This is a genomic window from Halorubellus salinus (assembly GCF_020567525.1).
Classification (GTDB): Archaea; Halobacteriota; Halobacteria; order Halobacteriales; family Natrialbaceae; genus Halorubellus; species Halorubellus salinus.
This window is the reverse complement of the sequence record NZ_JAJCVI010000007.1, coordinates 124,983-144,803: the sequence shown is the minus strand read 5'-3', so window position 1 is coordinate 144,803 and position 19,821 is coordinate 124,983. Positions and strand designations below refer to the sequence as shown.

At 64.2% G+C, this 19,821-nt stretch carries 16 protein-coding genes and 2 pseudogenes; 10 read left to right on the top strand and 8 right to left on the bottom strand.

Features of this window, described 5'->3' with window-relative positions:
- Positions 1–22: 22 nt before the first annotated feature.
- Together LI336_RS18700 and LI336_RS18695 are read right to left on the bottom strand one after the other, a co-directional pair.
- Entirely contained in the window at positions 23–685 is a 663-nt protein-coding gene (locus tag LI336_RS18700) for a sensor domain-containing protein (RefSeq protein WP_227134688.1), read from the bottom strand.
- Positions 686–1,307: 622 nt separating this feature from the next.
- Positions 1,308–2,540: an ABC transporter permease gene (locus LI336_RS18695; RefSeq protein ID WP_227134687.1), complete on the bottom strand. Its 1,233-nt coding sequence runs from the start codon at positions 2,538–2,540 to the stop codon at positions 1,308–1,310.
- Positions 2,541–2,790: 250 nt separating this feature from the next.
- On the opposite strand from LI336_RS18695, the gene LI336_RS18690 reads away from it, so the two are divergent.
- Both LI336_RS18690 and LI336_RS20575 read left to right on the top strand, forming a co-directional pair.
- Complete coding sequence (locus LI336_RS18690; RefSeq protein WP_227134686.1) at positions 2,791–3,699, top strand: ABC transporter permease; 909 nt, start codon at positions 2,791–2,793, stop codon at positions 3,697–3,699.
- Between the two features lie 743 nt (positions 3,700–4,442).
- Positions 4,443–5,069 (top strand): annotated as a pseudogene (locus LI336_RS20575) (DNA phosphorothioation-associated 4-like protein); the annotation flags it as partial.
- A gap of 197 nt (positions 5,070–5,266) precedes the next feature.
- Here LI336_RS20575 and LI336_RS18680 read toward each other — a convergent pair.
- The 6 genes from LI336_RS18680 to LI336_RS18655 all read right to left on the bottom strand — a co-directional run bounded on the left by LI336_RS18680 (position 5,267) and on the right by LI336_RS18655 (position 11,792).
- The gene (locus tag LI336_RS18680) at positions 5,267–6,571 is read right to left on the bottom strand and encodes a tyrosine-type recombinase/integrase (protein WP_497007376.1); all 1,305 of its coding nucleotides are present in this window, start codon (positions 6,569–6,571) and stop codon (positions 5,267–5,269) included.
- A 190-nt stretch (positions 6,572–6,761) separates the two neighbouring features.
- Positions 6,762–8,150, bottom strand: a complete 1,389-nt coding sequence (locus LI336_RS18675) for an ATP-binding protein (RefSeq protein ID WP_227134683.1) — start codon at positions 8,148–8,150, stop codon at positions 6,762–6,764.
- Positions 8,151–8,691: 541 nt separating this feature from the next.
- Positions 8,692–9,537 (bottom strand): arsenite methyltransferase, encoded by an 846-nt coding sequence (locus tag LI336_RS18670; RefSeq protein ID WP_227134682.1) that lies wholly within the window; start codon positions 9,535–9,537, stop codon positions 8,692–8,694.
- Positions 9,530–9,889, bottom strand: coding sequence for an ArsR/SmtB family transcription factor (locus tag LI336_RS18665; RefSeq protein WP_227134681.1), 360 nt, complete (start codon positions 9,887–9,889; stop codon positions 9,530–9,532). Before LI336_RS18665 ends, LI336_RS18670 begins: the two co-directional genes overlap by 8 nt.
- Before the next feature lie 326 nt (positions 9,890–10,215).
- A complete protein-coding gene (locus tag LI336_RS18660) occupies positions 10,216–11,133 on the bottom strand; it encodes a YndJ family protein (protein WP_227134680.1) in 918 nt (305 codons plus the stop codon).
- A complete protein-coding gene (locus LI336_RS18655; protein ID WP_227134679.1) occupies positions 11,130–11,792 on the bottom strand; it encodes a DUF4166 domain-containing protein in 663 nt (220 codons plus the stop codon). Before LI336_RS18655 ends, LI336_RS18660 begins: the two co-directional genes overlap by 4 nt.
- Before the next feature lie 82 nt (positions 11,793–11,874).
- Between LI336_RS18655 and LI336_RS20265 the strand changes: the two genes are divergently transcribed.
- The 8 genes and pseudogenes from LI336_RS20265 to LI336_RS18625 all read left to right on the top strand — a co-directional run bounded on the left by LI336_RS20265 (position 11,875) and on the right by LI336_RS18625 (position 19,820).
- Positions 11,875–12,009, top strand: coding sequence for a hypothetical protein (locus tag LI336_RS20265; protein WP_264475550.1), 135 nt, complete (start codon positions 11,875–11,877; stop codon positions 12,007–12,009).
- A gap of 32 nt (positions 12,010–12,041) precedes the next feature.
- Positions 12,042–12,197 (top strand): annotated as a pseudogene (locus LI336_RS20455) (zinc metalloprotease HtpX); the annotation flags it as partial.
- A 134-nt stretch (positions 12,198–12,331) separates the two neighbouring features.
- On the top strand, positions 12,332–12,931 hold the full coding sequence (locus LI336_RS18650; RefSeq protein WP_227134678.1) for a TetR/AcrR family transcriptional regulator: 600 nt from the start codon (positions 12,332–12,334) through the stop codon (positions 12,929–12,931).
- Between the two features lie 315 nt (positions 12,932–13,246).
- A complete protein-coding gene (locus tag LI336_RS18645; protein ID WP_227134677.1) occupies positions 13,247–13,741 on the top strand; it encodes a zinc ribbon domain-containing protein in 495 nt (164 codons plus the stop codon).
- Entirely contained in the window at positions 13,734–14,348 is a 615-nt protein-coding gene (locus tag LI336_RS18640; RefSeq protein WP_227134676.1) for a TetR/AcrR family transcriptional regulator, read from the top strand. Before LI336_RS18645 ends, LI336_RS18640 begins: the two co-directional genes overlap by 8 nt.
- Positions 14,345–15,805, top strand: a complete 1,461-nt coding sequence (locus LI336_RS18635; RefSeq protein ID WP_227134675.1) for an MATE family efflux transporter — start codon at positions 14,345–14,347, stop codon at positions 15,803–15,805. Before LI336_RS18640 ends, LI336_RS18635 begins: the two co-directional genes overlap by 4 nt.
- Positions 15,798–16,478 carry a hypothetical protein gene (locus LI336_RS18630; protein WP_227134674.1) on the top strand — a complete coding sequence of 227 codons (681 nt, stop codon included), beginning with the start codon at positions 15,798–15,800 and terminating at the stop codon, positions 16,476–16,478. Before LI336_RS18635 ends, LI336_RS18630 begins: the two co-directional genes overlap by 8 nt.
- 318 nt (positions 16,479–16,796) lie before the next feature.
- Positions 16,797–19,820, top strand: coding sequence for an MMPL family transporter (locus LI336_RS18625; RefSeq protein WP_227134673.1), 3,024 nt, complete (start codon positions 16,797–16,799; stop codon positions 19,818–19,820).
- Position 19,821: the final 1 nt, after the last annotated feature.

Genomic DNA, 19,821 nt, shown 5'->3' with positions numbered 1-19,821 from the left:
GGGCCGGTTCGCGGGCGGTCGCTCAGACCGCCCGCAGGACGGCGGCGGTGCCCCCGGCGTGTGCGGCGGCGATGGCGTTCGCGACGTGGACGCCGACGACCAGCGACGCGAGCCCGACGACTGACAGCGCCAGTCCCTCGGGGAGGGTATCGACCGCGATGGTGCTGCCAGTCAGTGCAGGGTCGGGGACCGTGTACTCGACGTCAGGCGTCACCGCCGCGACCGGTGCCAGCAGCAGCACGACTCCTATCGTGAACGCGGTCAGGACGAACGTGAACGTGCCGATGGCGACGGGTAGTGAGACGAGGAAGTACGCGACGAGCAGGTAGGACCGTGGCTCGGTGAGCGTCGACTTCACGTACGGTACCAGCGGCTCCTCGTGAGGGTCGTGGATCGGGACGTACGTGAGGTCCGTGTCGAGCAGCCAGTTGCTGACGGTCGCTTCGAACCGGGCGGCGTAGTCAGTGAACCCGATCACGACACCGAGGAACGGGACGCCGACGCCGAGCGGCGTCAGCACCACGCCGAGGACGAGCCCGGTGAAGAACGTCGTGAAGTACGCGATACCGAGTGGGAGTCGGACCAGCAGGAAGACCAGGTTACGGTACGACCGCGAGCTGACCAGCGGCCCCAGGAACCGCTCGAGGCCACTGGCTTGCACGCCGTCGCTCGAATCCGAGAGCATCGATGTCAGGACGTGCGACGTCGATCCGGTTGTATCCCCGTCCGTCGTCTCGCGACCTGAGACAGTGCCGCGCCGTCCCTCCAGGAACGACCCGCTATCAGGAGCCACCGGCTTCGCGCACACACGGCGTCGCCGTGCGCGCGTTTGCTCGCCGTTCCGCGCCAGGAGACTTCGTAGCTCATCTGGTATCAACCGCCACCTGTCCGAAGAGTCCAGTGACTGGTTGCTGTTCCGCCAGAGAGTATCTGGCAGCCGTCTCGAACGGGCCCTGCCAGCTGTCATCGATGCGCTGCCCAACCACTGTCGGCAAGAGAGACGTACCGAGGACGAAGTCGAATCCGGGACGTGACGACCCGGGACGGGCTGTGGCAGTCGCGAATACGCCACCACATTCTTCGAACGGAGACCGGTCACAGGCAGGGACGTCCCGGCGTGACCAGAATGCCAGACTGTTCGCGAGCAGTTACGGTCACGTCTCGTCGTGGACACCGCCCCGACCGTTCGAAAGCGATCGACCATCACAGGCACACTGTCGCGACTGGACTCCGTCGCCACGTGCACGCACCGCTACATCCAGAGACCTGAGGTGGCTTCCGTGTGTTCGTCGCCGTCGAAGGCGCTCTCAGTTCTCGGCTTTGGGGTCGATGGTGTCGCCGAGCGTACGGCCGAGGATGGCGAAGGCGAGCATCGTCAGGACGAGCAAGACGCCGGGGATGGCTGCGACCCACCATTCCGGTGCCACGCCGCCTCTCGCGGTGCCGAGGTTGATGGTCTGGCCCCAGGAGACCACGGAGGGGTCGCCGAGCGTCACCGTCTCGCCGTCGAACGGCGACTGGAGGACGATGAACGAGAGCGCCGCTTCGGTCACGATGAGCATCGGGAGCTGGAGTGTCACGCTCGTGATGACTGGTTGGGCGATGTTCGGGAGGAGGTGCTGGCGCATCACGTCCAGTCTGGTGGCGCCGGTCGCTCGCGCGGCTTTCACGAACGGCCGCTCCTGGAGCTGGAGCGCTTCGTTGCGAACGAGCCGGGCGAGTCCACCCCAGTTCGTCACGCCGAACACGAGTATCAACGCGAGAAGCCGGTATTCGCCGTTCCACCACCAGAACAGGAGGTACACGATGACGGCCGGCAGTGTCTGTGACACTCCCGCGATACGCATCAGGACCTCGTCGGTCCGGCCGTCGCTGTAGGCCGCGAGCAGGCCGACGCCGATACCGATCGGGACCATGAGGCTGGCCGAGACGACGGCAACCAGGAGAGCCGTGTGCGCGCCGAGTACGAGGAACGGGAGCAGGTCCTTCCCGGTGCCGGTGGTTCCGAACGGATACTGGAGCGTCCCGTGACAGCGCCCGTTGGTGACCGGCCCGAGGCAGGAGTCTGGAGTGAACAGGTGGATGGTGTCGATGGCCGCTCCGAGTGGTGGCTGGCTCGCCTGGTCGAAGGCGATGCCCTGGGGTTCGGACACGATGACCGGGGCGAGGATGCCCACGGCACCGAACGCGAGGACGAACGTCAGACTCAACAGGCCCGTGGGGCTTCGGCGGAGCCGCTGCCAGTACCGCCGCGCCGTCTTGGGAGACGATATCAGAGGGGCCACGACGAACGTGGCGATGGCGAGTAGCGACGCGGCGAACAGCCAGTCCAGGGGTTCCACGTTCGCGACCAGCGGCAGCGAGTGTCCGGTGACGTGCTCGTAGTAGAAGCCACCGGCGAGCACACCGAGTCCGAGGAGGAACGCGATCGTTCGAGTCGATGGCCACCGCTGGCGCCGGGAGGCTTGCTGCCAATCGACGTCCTGGAACCGCTGTGTCTGACTGACTGATTCCGACTGCTCTGATGCTGGCGGACTCATGAGGGCTGAATTGAGTGTGGCGGAGGCGGGGGGTGTTCTGGAAGGATTAAGTGGCTAGCGTTTGGGATGTGACCGTAGTGATGTGTCACAAAGCGTCCCCACCTCAAGTAAACGTTGCCCCGGCTGACGGGCCCCTCCTCCAGTCAGCATCCGAGCGAGCCATTCGGCCGCCTGCCTCGGTCAGCATCCACGGAACTGGACTGGGCCGGCCCGGACCGGCCCAGTCGGGCAAGCGCTGCGTGACCGCGACATGAGCCGAGTGGCGTACCTGCTCCGCCGGAGCGCAGGGCTTGCACTGACGGTGTGGGCGGCGTTCACCCTCGTGTTCGCCTACATCGTCCTCACGCCGTTCACCGAGGGACTGCTCGCCAGCGAGCAGGTACCTGCGTCACCGTCGGACCCCTTGCTCGCCCAGTACGTCGACTGGCTCGCGTGGCTGGTGACCATCTGGGACGACCCGATCCTCGGAACGGTCCTCGGCCACCTCTCGTACACTGTCGCGTACCTCGTTCCAGCACTGGTGTTCGCCGTCGTCGTCGGTGTCGCCACCAGAGTCTACACCATCGGTCGTGAAGGAACGACCCTCGACTCGTACGTCACGGCCGTAGCAATCGTCGCCGTGAGCATCCCGGTGTTCCTCCTGGCGCTCGCGATGCGCGAAACCCTCCTCGTCCCGTTCTTCGAGGTGTTCGACACGATCCGCATCTACGACCGCGCCGAAGGCGCGTTCTCGGCGCGGAACCTCAAGGCCGCGCTCTGGCCGACGCCCGTGATGGCGCTGTTCCTCGCCGCCATCCAGCTCCGTTACGCCGGCGACATCCTCGAACAGTACGCCTCGGCCGACTTCGTCCGCGTCGCCCGCGCCAAGGGCGCCGGAAGCTGGCAGGTGGGCCGACACATCTTCCGACACACGGCCATCCCCCTCCTGACAGTCTTCTTCACGGACATGCTCGGGATGCTGGTGCTATCCGTGTTCGTCGTCGAGTACATCTTCGGCGTCCCCGGCATCGGCGAACTGACGATCGAAGCCATCCTCGCACAGGACCTTCCCCTCGTCCTCGCACTCGTCGTCCTGACGGTCCTGACCGGCGTCCTCGCCAACTTCGTTCAAGACATCGCGTACCTCCTCTACGACCCCAGGGTCGACCTCCACGACTGACGCCGTGGTTCCCCCCGAGCAGTACGCCTTCTGTGGGGCCAGGTGTGCGCAACTGCGGTCAGTTCACCGAGGACCGAATCGACGAGGTCCTGTTCGTGCTCGACTACGAGGGCCGCACGCCCGACTGGCCGAACTGAACCCACGACCCAGGCTTCGGGGGCGACGAACGCGCCGCGCTCACGGCAGGAACCCTGGTCCGCTGTAAGCCACCCCCGAATCGAGGCGAACGCTGAATCCTACGCGAGTTGTAGCCGGTCGGCAACGTGACCGCAGTTCGTACATCGATTCCCAATCCGAACATGATGACGACACGCCTCGAGGCACCTGCTATCGAGCCCGTGCGGTGGCGTGGGCACTGTGGCGGTGCCAGTGCCAGGGACCGGGGCGACCCTCGCCGTGACGTGGTCGATGACGGGTCATGACCAGGTCACTACTGCGTTCGCCCGCAGTCATCGTCGGCACCTGCGAGGAACTCATGCCCACCACCCACTAACACCCCGCCACAACGCGGCGGCACCCTCGGAGGACCCCACCCATCACACGACACCACACCACACTCTCCTGGCGATACAGTGTGGACACGACCGCACCGACCAGTCTATTCGGAGGATGGGCCTGCTCGCAGACTCTCTCTCGAGTGACGTCGAGGGCGGACTGTTACTCTGGGTTGACTGGGCCTTTGTATTTTGAGGTGACGCGGTCGCCGTCGACGGTGAGTGGGAGGATGCATATTCTTCGACCAGGACGCCGACGTCGATCTACTCGGTCGCATCGAGGAACACGCACGCGTCCACGTCGACTTCCTTGGCACAGACGCGCTCGCGACCGCAACAGCCCTGTTCAGACAGCACGAACCGCTGTCGTTCGTCGGCCCCTGTCTCGTCGCCTACATGCACACCGAAGGACTCGGATATCTCTACGTCTACGACGAACTGACGGACCGCTACGAGATCTTCGAATACTACTACGACGTCCTGGTCTTCATGGCAGTCCTCGGGTACAGAGAGGGCCGCCGAGAGACCGAAGACTACCTCGGCAGCGAGGACGACGGGACGAGAGGCTCGATCGGCATCGACCGCTTCCACAACGACAGTCGATATCACGCAATCGTAGCAGCGCTGGCGTTCCAGGCCAGGAACGACCCTTCCGCGATGGCAGATCCCAGCGTCCACGCCGAGGTTCTCGCTCAATACGCCGCCGGTGGACTCCAAGTGTTCGAAGAAGAGTTCGGTGACGTCGCCGGCGACCCGACGGACGCACTGGCGAATTATGTCAAGTCCGTCGCCGAAGACCAGGACATCGAGACCGAGGAAGACGAACTGCAGGCAATCCTCCAGAGCTTCGACAGCGAGATGTTCAGTAACACCTGAAACGACCCATGGGAAGCTAGTAATCGGCTACGCTCACACGGGCCTTCGAGGCTGATAAGATATCAAAACTCGTTATGGATTCGAAGGCAAGCGTCTAGTTGTTCGCGTATGAGTTTGGTCGAAGGTGGGGTTGCGTTGATGATTGCAGTTCCCGTGTGTGGCAGTTCCATCTGTGAGACGGGGTTTTCATCGAGCTGTCAAGTGCATCTGGAATCGGATTTTGCTCGCGACGTCCCGAACGCGTCGGCGAGCTTCTCGCGCATCGATTCTCGACGAAGCTTGCGGGCGCGGTCGTCGGAGAGGTAGTTCTTGAGCACTACCTGGGGGTCGCTGCTGCCTTGTTCGGCGGCGATGTCTTCGAGGCCGGTGATGATGTCCTGTAACGTTTCCGAGTAGCGGTCGTACCAGAACCGTCGACACAGCTGGGGCGACGGGCGTTCGCCGTCGATGCGCTCGGGAAGCCCCGCGCGGTCAGTGAGGTCGTGGAAGCGCCGCCACACCGTCTGGCGCGAGACGTGCTCCGCGCTCTCCTGTTTCGATGGGAAGAGGTAGCCGTTCCACGCTGATCTGTCGCTCAATGCGGCGAGGCGGTCGTCGAGGACGTCTAGCCCGTAGAGGATGCTGACCGAACCGGGGCCGTTCTTGCGGTCGTCGAACTCGATACGCGGCACGTCGTCGGTTTCGCGGTCGAGCTGGCTCGCGTGCAGGCTGGCGACCTCGTTCGCGCGGAGCCCCCAGGCGGCGAGTGCGACGACGAGCAACTGCTCGTCCGGCGAGTTGGCGGCGTCCGTGAGCGCTTGGACGTGCTCGGTGGTGAGTGCGGGGGTGTCGCCGTCGGTGGTGGTGTCCCACTTGAACTCGTCGTCGAGGCCGGCGGCGGGGTTGGTGGCGGCGACCTGCCGGGAGACGAGATGCGAGTAGAACGCCTCGACGATGTCCGCAACCCGCTTGATGGTGGTGTCCCTCTTGTCGGTGGCTTCGTTGAGGTGGTCGATGGCGGCGAAGACCTCGTCGGCGGCCTCGTAGGCGGGCGTCTCGGCGTCTCGCGCGACGGCGTCGAGGAGACGGGCGTGGTCGTTCGCGTGCTGGAAGGCACGGAGGTACGTATTGAGCCGGTATCGGAGTGTGTCGACGCTGCTCTCGGAGAGGTTGTAGCGACTGGCTCGCCGGTCGAGGAAGTGCTCGAGAGCATCGACCGTTCGCTTATCGCTCGTACTCCAGTCGTACGCGTCCGCGTCGGCCCCTGGCGCGATGTGCTCGCTCCAGAACTCGCCGAATGTCACGTCGTGATGGCGACGGAGGGCGGCGACGAACGGCCGATAGCCATGTTCCGAGAGCCAACTGTAGGTGGGCTTCTCGCTCTCGACGTCGATACCGTCGGCGCCGGCGTCGGTGGCGATGTGCCGCCAGAAGTACTGCTGCATGTCGCTTCGGTCCTGGTCGGTCCAGCGGCGGGTTGGCGGTGCATCCGAGCGTGTCGTAGCCGCGTTCTCTCGAGGCATGGATGAATCAGGTATGGGCGGTAGCGTGGTCGAGATCGCCAGTCACGTCAGGTTGCATCAGCAGTCGACGCTTGGATGCCTTCGATGGCGGTCACGGCCAGGAACCTGGATGGCTACGCTATCTTATCGGGTACTATAGTATTTTGTGGTTGTTACGGACGGGTATCCGGTGGTTCGGTGTCGAGTGACGTCACTGGTCGGGGTTCGACTCGAAGACTTCGAGGACGTCCGTCGGCGTGAACAACCAGAGGTCCTCCCGGTCGGCCGCGAGTTCCTCGAGCGGGTCGGTGAAGCCCGCGCGGGCGAACAATGCATACTCGACTGACCGGTCGTTGCCGTGCCAGCGGACCTCCCCTTCCAGTGCTTCGACGTCCTCGAGGAGGCCTCGTCCCACGACGTCCGTTGTCCATTTACATTCGCCGAGCAGGAGCGTCTCGCTCTGCTCGTCGATGCCTGCGACGTCGATCTCGTCGCCGCCGTACCACCAGCGCCCCACGCGCGAGCAGGAGACTGGGAACGCTGGTGTTCGGGTGGCTTGCCGGCAGACGGTTTCGAACGTCCAGCTGGTGTGTTCCGGGAGCGTCTCCTCGATCGCATCCAGCACGGGGTCGGTGTGACCCTGTTCGAGTGTTGCGCGGTTCGGGAGGACGTACCGGAACCAGAAGCGGAGGAACTGGTCGGTGATGCGGTAGACGCCGCGGCCGTCGGGGTCGGTGACGGGCGTCTCGCGTTCGACGAGTGCGAGCCGCGTGAGGTTCTGGAGGTACCGTGAGAGAGAACTGGCGTCCCGGCCGATCTCGTTTCCGATCTCGCTCACCCGCGTCGCTCCCCCGGCGATGGCTTCCAGGATGGCCATATAGGTCGGGGGCTCGCGGAGTTCCTGCCGGAGGAGGAACTCGGGTTCCTCGTACAGGAAGGCGCCTTTCGAGAGCACGAATCGCTCGATGTTCTCGAGAAGCGATTGGGTGCGGTCGAACTGTTCGAGGTACGCTGGGATTCCGCCGAGGATGCTGTAGGCCTCGACGAGTTCGGTGGCGGTGTAGTCGGGGAAGAAGCCGGTGGCGTCCCCGAGCGTCATGGGTTCCATCCGCCATTGGCCTGTCCGGCGACCGTAGAGGGGGCTCTCGTAGCTGAGGACGCCTTCTTCCATCATGGAGATGGAGGAGCCGAGGAGGACGAGCGAGATGCCGGTGTCCTCGATGGTGTCGTCGGCGATGGTCTGGAAGACGGAGGGGATACTGTCGTCGTCGTCGACGAGGTAGGAGAACTCGTCGAGTGCGACGACAGCACGGCCGTCGAGGCGTCGTTTGAGGTACTCGAAGGCGTCGAGGAAGCTGTCGACGTCGGGTGGGATGTCGTCGAGCGTGTCGGCGCACTGTTCTGCGAAGCGGCGGGCGTTCTGGGTGGTGCCACGCTCGTCGCAGAGGTAATAGAACGATGGCGTGTCGAGTTCGTCGAGGATGCTTGTGACGAGGGTGGTCTTCCCGACGCGTCGGCGACCGTAGAGGACGAGGAGGCACTCGGTGTCGGTGGCGAGGTGCGAGCGGAGCCAGTCCGTCTCGGCGTCCCTGTCAATCATTATGTCCGCGATAATATTATCCCCTGCATAATCAGTGTGTGGGTTGCGTCTGTCAACCGTCCTGGAGAACGAGACGGTTGGGCCGAAGTATCGCAGGCCGCTCACCCCGATTCACGGGTGTGATCGGCGGTCCACGCTTCTCGTTGGATTGCTCTGTGGCCGGTTTCGGCCTAGGTCATCGCGTCCGAAGCGGGTGATCCTCGCGCCTGTGCGGAATCTTGAGGCTGGAACTGAAGTAGAGCGGGTTTTGCTCCCGGTGAGCGATTTTGAGAATGGTGTTTTTTGCCGATTCAGCGTTCTTTCACACACGTCTACCATTTCGTGTGTGTTACTGACGAGGCCAGTCAGTTGCACACACGAAATTCTGTCGAGGTTCCCCAGAGTGAGGCATAAATCACATAGCGCTATACAGAATGCGTGCGTCTGATTCTCACAGAGTTTCGGGGGAGAGGCTAGTTTTGGGTCGAATAGCCGGAGACCCCTGGTCACGTACTCGTTCGAGGCGGTCGAGTGGGTAGAACGGTCCAAACCTGTCGATTCGTCAGTTGGCGTGCGCTGGTTTCCGGGCCTCGATGGTGGCAGAAACGAGGTAGTCATCGAGGTCTCGGTCAGCGTCCCAGTCGCTGATGGACTCGGTGCTCTCGTCCTTGGGGGCTATCTCGATCGCTTCGAAGCCAGCACTGTCGAGCGCTGCTTCGAGCGCGTCGACAGTTGACGCACCGGCGACACAGCCAGTCAGCGAGTCCGGGTCCATCTTGACGTCGTCGGGGAACGGGGCGGTCTGGACGACGTCCGAGATGGCGACGCGACCACCGGGCTTGAGAACACGGTAGGCGTCGTCGAACACCCGTCGTTTTTCGGGTGCGAGGTTGACGACGCAGTTCGAGATGACGACGTCGATGGTCGCGTCTGCAACGGGGAGATGGCTGATCTCGCCGAGGCGAAACTCGACGTTGTCGGCGTCGTTCTTCGCAACGTTCTCCCTTGCTTTCGAGACCATCTCCGGTGTCATGTCGACGCCGATGACGTTCCCGTCCGGGCCGACCTCCGCTGCAGCGAGGAAGCAGTCGAAGCCCGCACCCGAGCCGAGGTCGAGCACCGTCTCGCCGGGCGTCATCTCGGCGAACGCCTTCGGATTTCCACATCCGAGTCCGAGGTCTGCGCCCTCGGCGACCGACGCGACGTCGTCGGCGTCGTACCCGAGCCGTTCGCTCCCGGTCGCGTCCGCGGTGCCGTCACAGCACCCCTCGTCGTCGGCGGTATCGATGCCGACGTCGCCACAGCAGTTCTGACCGTCCGAAGCGATGGTCCCGTAGCGTTCGCGCACCAGCTTGCGGGTCTCCTCGGGGTCACGGTCACCGGCCACCGTGTCAGTGTCGTTACTCATGCGCGCCTCGCAGATCGTCGAGGGTTTCGAGGAGGGCCGCGGTCGTTTCGGTCGGTTCGTAGTACCGCCAGGATCCCTCTTTGCGGCGCGTGACGAGTCCTGCGGCGTATAAGCGCGAGAGCGCTTGGCTGACGGCGCTCTGACTGACGCCGACTGCGGCTTCGAGATCGCAGACGCAGACGCCGTCGTCGGCGTTCGAGATGCGGCGAAGCAGTTCGTATCGCGTGTCGTTGCCCATCGCAGTCAGTACCTGGAGGTCCGTCGCCATCGCGTCCGAGTCGACGTCTCCTGGCGGTGTGCAGCAGGTCTCGGCCCCTCCCGTGGCCCCATCGGTAATCGCATCCTCTACCATATCAGCAATAGCTTATACAAGCGAGCCCTAATATGTTGCCCTTGACGCGGCGCTTCGGGACGCTGGAATCAGGTTGAACACTCGGTACAGCGGTACCGTCAGGGCTCCGAATCGGAATCGGTGCGGTAGGACGACGGATACGGCGGTGACGTTCCGTGCGGTGAGAAGGCGTTCGAGATCGTGTGGGCTGAAGGCATCTGCATCGGGCGTGCCACGAACGGCTCGGTTCGATCGCCGAACGTCGGGTCGACGTGGCTGTGGTCGAAGCTGTGCCGATCAGTGACGCCCACCGCCCAGAGATTGTAGCGGTAGTTCCCGCACGCGAGCTAACGTGTTTGGCTCGCCGCGGGACGAGCGAGTCGCCAGCCGACGAGCCCGCAGACGGCGAAGCCGAAGGCGTTGAGCGAGCCGTGAATCGCGACCATCTGCCCGATGGGCAGTCCGAGCGGGCTGGACCCGGTGTAGGCGGCCAGCCCGTAGCCGAGGGCCAACACCATCGACCCCGGGAGTGCGAGCGCCGACACCGCGAGCAGCACCGCCTGCCGGCGTGGCCGCGTCGGCACCACCCGGACGAGCAGATAGCCAGCGAGTAGCGTCACGCCGAGGGTGAACACCCCGACCGCGAGTACCTCCACGAGCGGCGAAAACGAGATGCCGATGCCGATGAGTGCGGGTCCTCCGAGCACGACCAGCGCGAGCGGGCGATACCAGCTGCCGGGCGCGACCCGGCCGGACAGCCCCGTCACGACAGCCAGCGCGAATCCCGCGAAGCTGAAGTGAACGAACGTGAGCAGGATGATGACCGGCGCGAACCAGAGCGTGAGGTCGAGGTGGAACATGACGAGTGCGACGGCTGCGACGCTCAGATACGCGAGCCCGACGTCGACAACCCGTTCGGCGAGCGGCGCGAAGCCGCGAGTGCGTGCATCGAGCGTCCGGGTCGCGCCCGCAACCCCGAGTGAGAGCGTCACCGGAAGCCAACAGGCCGCCGCGAGCGCCGCAGGCGGCCCGTCGAGGACGGTCACCGATGCGAGCACCGCGAGTGCGCCGAGAGGCTGGAGGGTGATAGCCAGCCGACGAAACCGGTCGGGGTGCCCGTCGAACTCCCCTACTGCGGAGAGTCCGAGCGGGACGACGACGAGCGCCGCGAGCGCGACCGCACGCTCGATCGGGCCGAGCAGGCCGGCCACGAACGCGACAACCCAGACGATCGCGCCGGCGGCTGCACTCGCGCCTGTGTTCATCCGGGGAGCGTCGTCGGCGTCGCGCCCGGCCGAAGCGACTCCGTATCCCGATGGTCGGTCTCCTGGGTGAACTTCCCGCGGTAGCCGAGGATCTCGCCGACGAGCGGGTTCGTCACCGTCGCCCGGACGCGAAAGCGATCGTCGGTGTCGAGGAAGTTGTCCCGCACCTCGACGGTGGCGGCCATCGGCCCGGCGAGTGGGAGATACCGGCCGGCGACCCGCGCCCACTGCTTGCCGCCCTCGATGACGAGTTCTCCGGACTCGACGTGCGGGTGCAGTTCGCTCACGATGTGGCCGCCGCGTCCGAGGAAATCGAACAGTCGGTCGCGGTCGTCGTCGTAGACGGTCAGCGAGTCGAACCGTCGGGTCGTCGACTCGAAGGTGAACGCGCGCTGGGTGATGAGCGCCTCGCGGCCCGCCACCTCGACGCCGGCCGTCGTCACCGTGAACGGGACCGCCTCGCCGCGTTCGGGAAACAGCAGATTCCAGTGGGGCATCGCGTACAGTCCGGGGAGGACGAGCGTGCCACGAGTAATGTCCATCTCGCCGCGACCGACGCAGACGGAATCGTCTGTCGACGCGAGCGCGTATCGGTCGCGCACGCGTGGGTGGAGATGGTCGACCTCGTCACCGAGTTTCGCCGCGTACACACCAGTCATTATCTTGTTACGTTCCGGCGGGCGAGGTATGAAACTTCGGGGAAATCGGAAAGCGCCTGACGGTCCGCTCCCGAGAGGGGCCGTGACCCCCACGGACGCGCACTGGGTTCGACTCGTCGTCGCGCTCGGCACGCAGAACGTCGTCATCCTCCAGCCGGGGGCGACTCAGTCGCGATTGCGGCGCGCGCTCGACGGTCATCACAGCGGGGCCGTGTGACACGCTGTGGAATCTGCTCGCGGTGTTCACAACGCATCGAGACCCGTATGGACGCGGTGCCGACACGAGATGCGCGCGAACGCGTCGAGATGAATGCGTTCTTCATCCAGCCACTCAAGCGCGAGACGATCGGCCGCCTGTTCAGCACCCACCCGAGCACCGAAGCCCGCATCGAGAAGCTTCAGGACTCCAGCGCACACTCTGACCCCGGGAATCGCCCACGACACGCTTACTCGCCCCGTGCCCCTCTCGCGTTTGTCGGTGAGAGGGGAGCATCGGGGAGGGACAACGGTTTACTACGGTGTCCGTTTATCACCAACCAATGAGCGAGTCGAGTGACGATGCGGAGACGACGGACGAAATCATGCTGGCGACGTATCGGGCCCTGTTCCAGCACGGGTACTCCGCGACGACGATCTCGAAGATCGCCGACGAGTTCGACAAGAGCAAGTCCCTGATCTACTATCACTACGAGGACAAGGAGGAGCTGCTCGGCGACTTCCTCGAGTACCTCCTCGACCAGCTTGAGTCGGAGCTGGCGGCCTCAGACGGCGAGGACCCGAAGTCACACCTCCTCGAGATCGTAGATCTGTTGCTGCCGAGTGATCTCGAGGACGAGCGGTTCACGTTCCTTCGAGCGTTGTTGGAGTTGCGCGCACAGGCGCCGTATCACGATTCGTACCGCGAGCAGTTCGAGCGGTCGGACGAGCTGGTCGTGTCGTTGCTCGTGGAAGCGATCGAGTGGGGTATCGAGGAGGACGTGTTCCGAGCGGTGAACTCGCGTGAGGTGGCGGAGTTCGTGTACTCGACAGCGTATGGAGCGATAGAGCGTGGTGTGACTGTCGACGACCCGTCAGTGCTCCACGAGAACCGCGGCTATATCGAATCCTATCTGGAGGCGACCCTCTTCAAGTACTCGTGACTGATTTCGCGGGGCGGCGTCATCGAGACCGGGATGGGTAACCGGTTTCGGACTTTCACATTTATCTCGATCCCCACGGTGGCCGGTGAGTGGAACGGTGCTGGTGGGTAAGATTGGCGGGTAGGTTTGCCTGTGGAGCCGGTTGGCTTTCAGAACTTCTGGTCGGTGTTGACGGAGGTGGCAGTATCGCGGCTCTGGAACGGTTTTAGGAGTTTAGGAGTGTGTTTAGCTTGGGTCGACAGCTGGCTTTGGCTGCTGGATAGTGATGGGCGTCGGGTCACAGGACTTATACTGACTGAACGTTTATTCAGCAACATGGTCGAACGTTCATCAACCAGACGCCCCTGGCTCGCAGCGCTCCTCGGCGTCGTCGCCACCGGCGCCGGCCACCTCTACCTGCGCCGCTGGCTCCGCGCCCTCGGCTGGCTCGCCCTCACCACCGCCGTTACTGTCATCTACGTTCCCGAAACAGCACTCAGAACCGCCACCACGGGCAACAGCGTCCCAATCGAACCATTCCTCCCCTCGCTGACCGTCATCGCCCTGAGCGTCGCCGACGCCTACCTCATCGCCAAACTGACCAACCGCCTCCACAGTTCGCTCGGCGCCGACGAATCCCAACCAGCGAACAAGACACCACAGGACGACTACACCACGGACCCGAAGCCCGTTGACGAGCCCGACGACGCCGTCGACTGCCCGCACTGTGGAAAACCCCTCGACCCCGACCTCGAGTTCTGTCACTGGTGTACAACTGACCTAGCAGACTTCGACACCCACCAGACCGCCCGAGGACACGACGATGTCTGAGGAAACAAACGATGCAGAGGACGCGAGCCCCCAGACCCAGATTATGGAGGCGACCTACCGCGCCCTCCGCGAATACGGCTACACCGACCTCACCATCGCGCACATCGCCGAAGAGTTCGACAAGAGCAAGTCCTTACTCTACTATCACTACAGCTCCAAGGACGAACTCATCGCTGCCTTCCTCGAGTTCGCCGGCGACCGCTTCCTCGCCTCCCTCGACGACATCGACGAAGCCGACCCGCTCGCAACCATCCGTCGCATCGTCGACGTGTACCTCGCCGTCGACGTCGATGACGACATGCAGGACGCCCAACGCACTATCATCCAACTCCGGGCGCAAGCCATCGGTACCCCCGAGTACCGCGCGGAGTTCACGCGCATCGACGCCGCCCTCCGCGACCGCATCGCGACCGAAATCACGGACGGCATCGAGACCAGCCGCATCCAGGACGACATCGACCCCGAGCGTGCGGCAACTTGGCTGTTGTCGTCACTAAACGGCGCGATGCTAGAACGCTACACCGCCGACCACGACGTCGTCGACCCCGTCCGCGAGATGATTCATGCAACCCTCGACGACCTCGCCACCCACGAGGCCCGGGGATGAGTACGCGAGACGTCAACCTCACCGACGGTGACCTCCTGAAACCGCTTCTGGTGCTGTCGCTCCCCATCGTCCTGAGCCAACTCCTCCAGGTCGGGTACAACCTCGCGGACACGTTCTGGGTCGGGCGACTCGGCCAGGAAGCAGTGTCCGCACTCTCGTACTCGTGGCCGCTCGTCTTCCTCATGATCTCCGTCGCTGGCGGGTTCACGGTCGCTGGCACGGTCCTCGTCGCCCAGAACAAGGGCGCAGGGAACGACGACCGAGTGAACTACGTCGCCGGCCAGACCATCGCCTTCGTTACGGTCGTCGCACTCGCGTTCTCGGCGCTCGGATACGTCCTCTCGCCGTGGCTGGTCGACCTCGTCGGTGCGACACCGGGTAGCGTCGAGTACCAGCTCTCCGTCGAGTACACCCGGACGATATTCATCGGCGTGCTGTTCATGTTCGGGTTCTTCATCTTCCAGGCGCTGCTTCAGGGCTGGGGCGATACCCGAACCCCGCTGTACCTGATGGCCGTCGGTGTCGCCTTGAACGTCGTACTGGACCCGTTCCTCATTCTCGGCTTCCAGGAGAACGTCCTGCTCTCGTGGCTCGGCCTCGATAGCTTGCAGTCGTCGCTGTACGCTCTCACTGGGTTCGATGGATTCGGCGTTCAGGGGGCCGCCATCGCGACGGTCGTTTCCCGTGGGCTGGGTGCCATCCTCGGGTTCGTGTGGCTGTTCTCCGGGAAGGTCGGGATTCACCTGTCGGTGTCCGACGTCGTCCTCGACTGGTCGATGGTCAAGCGCATCGTCTCGCTCGGCGCGCCGGCGAGCGTCGAGCAGTCGACGCGCGCGCTCGGTATCACGGTATTGACGGCGCTCGTGGCGTTCGCGGGCGACGACGCGGTCGCAGCGCTCGGCATCGGGAACCGCATCAATTCGCTCGTGTTCCTCCCGGCCCTTGGGTTGGCGCGTGGCACGGAGACAGTCGTCGGGCAGAACCTCGGGACACAGCAGGCTGGCCGCGCCCGGAAAGCGGTGCTGTACAGTTCGGCTATCGTTGCGGGAGTGCTCGCGCTCGTCGGCGTGGTCGCGTACGCGTTCGCGGGACCGATCACGAGCGTCTTCATTGCGGACGCGCCGGACGTCGTCGCCCTCGGCGCGGACTACCTCCGCATCATCGGGCCGACGTTCCTGTTCATCGGCGTCTTTCAGGTCGTTCAGGGTGCGTTCCGTGGGAGCGGGAGCACGCGGTTGGCGATGACGTTCGCCATCCTTTCGTTGTGGGTGTTCCGGCTTCCGCTGGCGTACGTCTTCCAGGAAGTCCTCGGGATGGGTGCGAGCGGGGTGTGGTGGGCGATTGCGGCGTCGAACGTCCTGTCGATGCTGGCTGCAGTTGCGTGGTTCTCGCGTGGGACATGGACGAGCAACGTGGTCTCAGAACCATCGACTGGGCAGGTGGCAGGCGATGACTGAGTTCGAGTCGCCAGCGACCCTGGTGGCGGCACGCGCGGCGACGCTTGCTCGGGCGACGGCGTCGCGCCTGAATGGGCCCGGTGGGATGGAGCGACCGTCTGACCTCGAGCCGGGGTTTGGTACGAGTGATGTGGGGGTGCCATCTCTGGTTGCGTCGCTGATCTTCGAGGCGATGCAGGACGGCGCGGGAGGTCAGGAGGCAGGAAGTGAACCGCCGGTGGTGGCGGTCAAGACTGGGGTCGCCGTCGAAGCGTTGGACCGACAGGGGCAGGCGTTAGCCACCGTTCTTAGCCGTTCCGAGGGAGCGGATGATGAGGGTGCTGTGACGGAGTTGGTCCTCTGGTGTGATTGGTTGCACGCTCGCGGCTATCAGTTGTTGTTGGGGGGTTCAGCGAGTTGTGAGGGTGTGTTGTCCGCAGTGCGGACGATGGGGCGGGAGGTAGCGTCTCGAAACGCGTGTCGGGAGGCCGACGATAGTGCCTCTGAGCCGGTGCTCGCGGTGCCGTCGGGTGTGGTCGATGAGGCGGAGGCTGTGTCCGTGTTCGTTCGTGGGAGTGGGTGTTCGTGTGCAGTGGCTGCACGTATCGGGGGGTTGGTCGGTGGCGCAGGGCCGGACGCGCTCGAGCGTGCAGTGACGTCGATGGACGGTGACGCGGCGGGCATAGTGGAGTGAGTGTCGTCTCGGCGTGTCCGCTGGCGAGCCAAAACGCTCAAGTGCTGACTGTACGTTCAGTAGGGTGCCGGGGTGGATGGGGTACGTGTCTCCCCGTCGACCGCCGAAGACTGGTCGAATCTGGAGACGGGTCGGTGTCTTAGACGGCGTTTCAGGGGCACCAAACATCGAATCCCCCCTGTTCGATGCTTTCTTCGAGCTTTCTCGAAGACAGTGACGGTGCCAAACGCCACGGTTATATAGACTGAACGTTTAGTCAGCACCGACGAACTGTGAGTACCACCATGACACCACCAGAGAGAACACGGAGGCACCAACATGGGTCGGCTTGACCCCCTCTTCGAGACGGTAACCGAGCACTCGCGAATCGTTATCGCGCTGATGCTGGTCCTGACCGTCGCAGTCGGCGCCGGTGCCACCGGTATAGACCAATCCAGTTCGCTCGACCAATTCCAGAGCGAATCCGAGGAATCGAAGAAGCTCTCCTACATCGAATCGAACTTCTCGACCGGCTCAGACAACACGACGAGCACACAACTCATCATCAAGGACGACAACGTCCTCGACAAGGCTACGCTCGTCGACATCATCGAACTGGAACAACGGCTCCAAGCCAATGATACAGTCGGGAGCACACTCACCGAGAACAACTCCGTCGTCGGCATCTCCAACATCGTCGCGACGGCCGCCATCCAGAGCGAGATCGGCGCCGAGCTCCAACAGAAGGCGGTCAAATTCGAACGCCTGAACGCGACCGTCACCGAGGAATCGGCCGCTCTCAAGCAACAACAGGCGACACTCCAAGAACGGAGTGCCACACTGAACGAGACCACCGGCCTACTCCGGGGCGCTCTCGACACAGTGCGCGCGAACCCGAACGCGGACATCCGCACGCAGTTCGAGCAGGTGGAGGCGAACACGACCGTCAACATTACCGACGACTACACCACGTTCGAAGCTGCTGCCCAACAGCTCCGCAACGCCACTTCGCGCGACGACGCCGAGGCCGCCTACCGGCAAGGCACACAGGGCGTCCTCGCCGAAGACTTCGCCACACTCCAGCAACGCGCCACTGAACTCGAGGACCGCGGCGAGGAACTCGAAGCCAAAGGGACTGAACTCAAGGAACTCGGCCAAGAACTCGCCGACCTCCAGGCCGAGCTCGAAGCGGAATCGAACCCGAGTCTCGACACGCAACTCGAGCAACTTCGCTCGATGAACCAGAGCGAGATCGACGATACCCTTTCGCTCGTTCTCGGCGCCGACAGCGGCGGCAGCGGCGCCGCATTCGCGTTCATGCCCACCAGCTACGACCCCGGCAGCTCGAACGCGAACGCGACGATGCTCATCGTCACGCACGCCTCGGGTGGCGGCGGTGCTACCGGCACTGCGCCGGAAGCAATCACCGACGCTCAGCTGGCGATGCAGTCCATCACGAACGACCTCGGCGGCGGCACCGACGTCCTCGTCTTCGGCGCCGGCATCATCTCCGACGAGATCAACCGGTCGATGGCCGACAGCCTCGCTATCGTCGGCCCGCTCGCACTCCTGTTCGTCGTCGTCGCACTCGCCATCGCGTACCGCGACCTCATCGACATCCTCCTGGGCGTGTTCGGCATCGGCGCCGTCCTCGTCTGGACGTTCGGGTTCATGGGCTGGGCCGGCATCGCGTTCAACCAGATGATGATCGCAGTCCCGGTACTCCTCATCGGGTTGAGTATCGACTACGCGATACACATCTTCATGCGCCACCGCGAGGAGCGCAACAACCGCCACACAGAGAGTGACGTCCGGGGCGCGATGCGCGTCGGACTCGTCGGCGTCGGCGTCGCCCTCCTGTTCGTCACCGCGACGACCGTCATCGGATTCCTCGCGAACCTCACCAGTCCCATCCCACCGATCAAGGACTTCGGGATCGTGAGCGCCGTCGGCATCTCCGCGGCGATGCTCGTCTTCGGCGGGCTCGTCCCAGCGCTCAAGGTCGAGATCGACGAGTTCCTCGAGGGACGCTTCGACGTGGACCGCAAGAAGACCGCGTTCGGTACCGGCGGCGGACGCTTCAGTAGCGTCCTCGCCGTCGGCTCGACCCTCGCACGCAGAGCCCCGTACGCCGTCATCGTCGTCGCGCTCCTCGTGAGCGCCGGCGGTGCGTACGGCGCCACGCAGGTCGACACGAGCTTCAACCAGGAGGACTTCCTCGCACAGGACCCACCGGAGTTCACGAAGGACCTCCCGGAGCCGTTCGCACCCAGCGACTACACGGCCAAAGACAACCTGGAATACGTCAATCAGAACTTCCTCCGCGAGGACTCGCAAGCCCAACTGCTCGTCCAAGGTGACGTTGCGACACCCGACTCGTTACGCAAGCTCTCAGAGGCTCGCGACGCCGCCGCGGAGAAGAACGCGGTCCAGAAGCTCTCGAACGGCGAACCGAGCATCGAGGGACCGCTCTCGGTCATGGAAACAGTCGCTGCGGAGAACGAAACGTTCAACGCGACGTTCCAAGAGGCGGACACCGACGGTGACGACGTTCCCGACCAGAACGTCGACGCCGTGTACGCCGAACTGTTCGAGATCGCACCTGACGAAGCCGCAGGCGTCATCCACCGGACCGAAGACGGCGACTACGCCGCTGCGCGCCTCGTCATCTCCATGAACGGTGGCGCGTCAAGCACGGCCGTCACCGAACAGATGCGGTCGGTCGCCGGCACCATCGACGGTGCAGGCCTCCAAGCGACTGCGACCGGCCAGACGATCCTGTTCAAGATCGTCCAAGACAACCTGCTGCAGACGGTCATCGAGAGCCTGCTCATCACGCTCGTCGCCGTCGTCGCGTTCCTCATGATCACCTACCGGATCGCAGAAGGCAGCGCGACACTCGGGCTCGTTACCATCCTCCCCGTCATCTTCAGCGTCAGCTGGATCCTGGGGACGATGTACTTGCTCGGCATCCCCTTCAACATCCTGACCGGGATGATCACGAGCCTGACCGTCGGGCTCGGGGTCGCATACAGCATCCACCTCAGCGAGCGCTACAATCAGGAACTGGAACGCGCCGACTCGAAGTGGGAGGCGATGCGGACCGCCGTCACCGGAACCGGCGGCGCACTGCTCGGCAGTGCAGCGACGACCGTCGGTGGCTTTGGCGTCCTCGCGTTCGCCATCCTCCCACCACTCCAGCAGTTCGGCATCATCACTGGAATCACCATCATCTACGCGTTCCTCGCGAGCGTGCTCGTCCTTCCGAGCCTCCTCGTCGTCTGGACGCGGTACGTCGCCCCCGACGACGCCACGGCGATGGCAGCGACCCCAAGTGCGGGTGAGGTGCCCGCGGAGGACTGAT

Excerpts from the sequence above, each read along its gene's own strand:
- LI336_RS18670 (WP_227134682.1), bottom strand. The coding sequence starts at position 9,537 with ATGAGTAACGACACTGACACGGTGGCCGGTGACCGTGACCCCGAGGAG.
- LI336_RS18695 (WP_227134687.1), bottom strand. The coding sequence starts at position 2,540 with ATGAGTCCGCCAGCATCAGAGCAGTCGGAATCAGTCAGTCAGACACAG.
- LI336_RS18675 (WP_227134683.1), bottom strand. The coding sequence starts at position 8,150 with ATGATTGACAGGGACGCCGAGACGGACTGGCTCCGCTCGCACCTCGCC.
- LI336_RS18690 (WP_227134686.1), top strand. The coding sequence starts at position 2,791 with ATGAGCCGAGTGGCGTACCTGCTCCGCCGGAGCGCAGGGCTTGCACTG.
- LI336_RS18665 (WP_227134681.1), bottom strand. The coding sequence starts at position 9,889 with ATGGTAGAGGATGCGATTACCGATGGGGCCACGGGAGGGGCCGAGACC.
- LI336_RS18625 (WP_227134673.1), top strand. The coding sequence starts at position 16,797 with ATGGGTCGGCTTGACCCCCTCTTCGAGACGGTAACCGAGCACTCGCGA.
- LI336_RS18680 (WP_497007376.1), bottom strand. The coding sequence starts at position 6,571 with ATGCCTCGAGAGAACGCGGCTACGACACGCTCGGATGCACCGCCAACC.
- LI336_RS18645 (WP_227134677.1), top strand. The coding sequence starts at position 13,247 with ATGGTCGAACGTTCATCAACCAGACGCCCCTGGCTCGCAGCGCTCCTC.
- LI336_RS18700 (WP_227134688.1), bottom strand. The coding sequence starts at position 685 with ATGCTCTCGGATTCGAGCGACGGCGTGCAAGCCAGTGGCCTCGAGCGG.
- LI336_RS18630 (WP_227134674.1), top strand. The coding sequence starts at position 15,798 with ATGACTGAGTTCGAGTCGCCAGCGACCCTGGTGGCGGCACGCGCGGCG.
- LI336_RS18635 (WP_227134675.1), top strand. The coding sequence starts at position 14,345 with ATGAGTACGCGAGACGTCAACCTCACCGACGGTGACCTCCTGAAACCG.
- LI336_RS18640 (WP_227134676.1), top strand. The coding sequence starts at position 13,734 with ATGTCTGAGGAAACAAACGATGCAGAGGACGCGAGCCCCCAGACCCAG.
- LI336_RS18650 (WP_227134678.1), top strand. The coding sequence starts at position 12,332 with ATGAGCGAGTCGAGTGACGATGCGGAGACGACGGACGAAATCATGCTG.
- LI336_RS18655 (WP_227134679.1), bottom strand. The coding sequence starts at position 11,792 with ATGACTGGTGTGTACGCGGCGAAACTCGGTGACGAGGTCGACCATCTC.
- LI336_RS18660 (WP_227134680.1), bottom strand. The coding sequence starts at position 11,133 with ATGAACACAGGCGCGAGTGCAGCCGCCGGCGCGATCGTCTGGGTTGTC.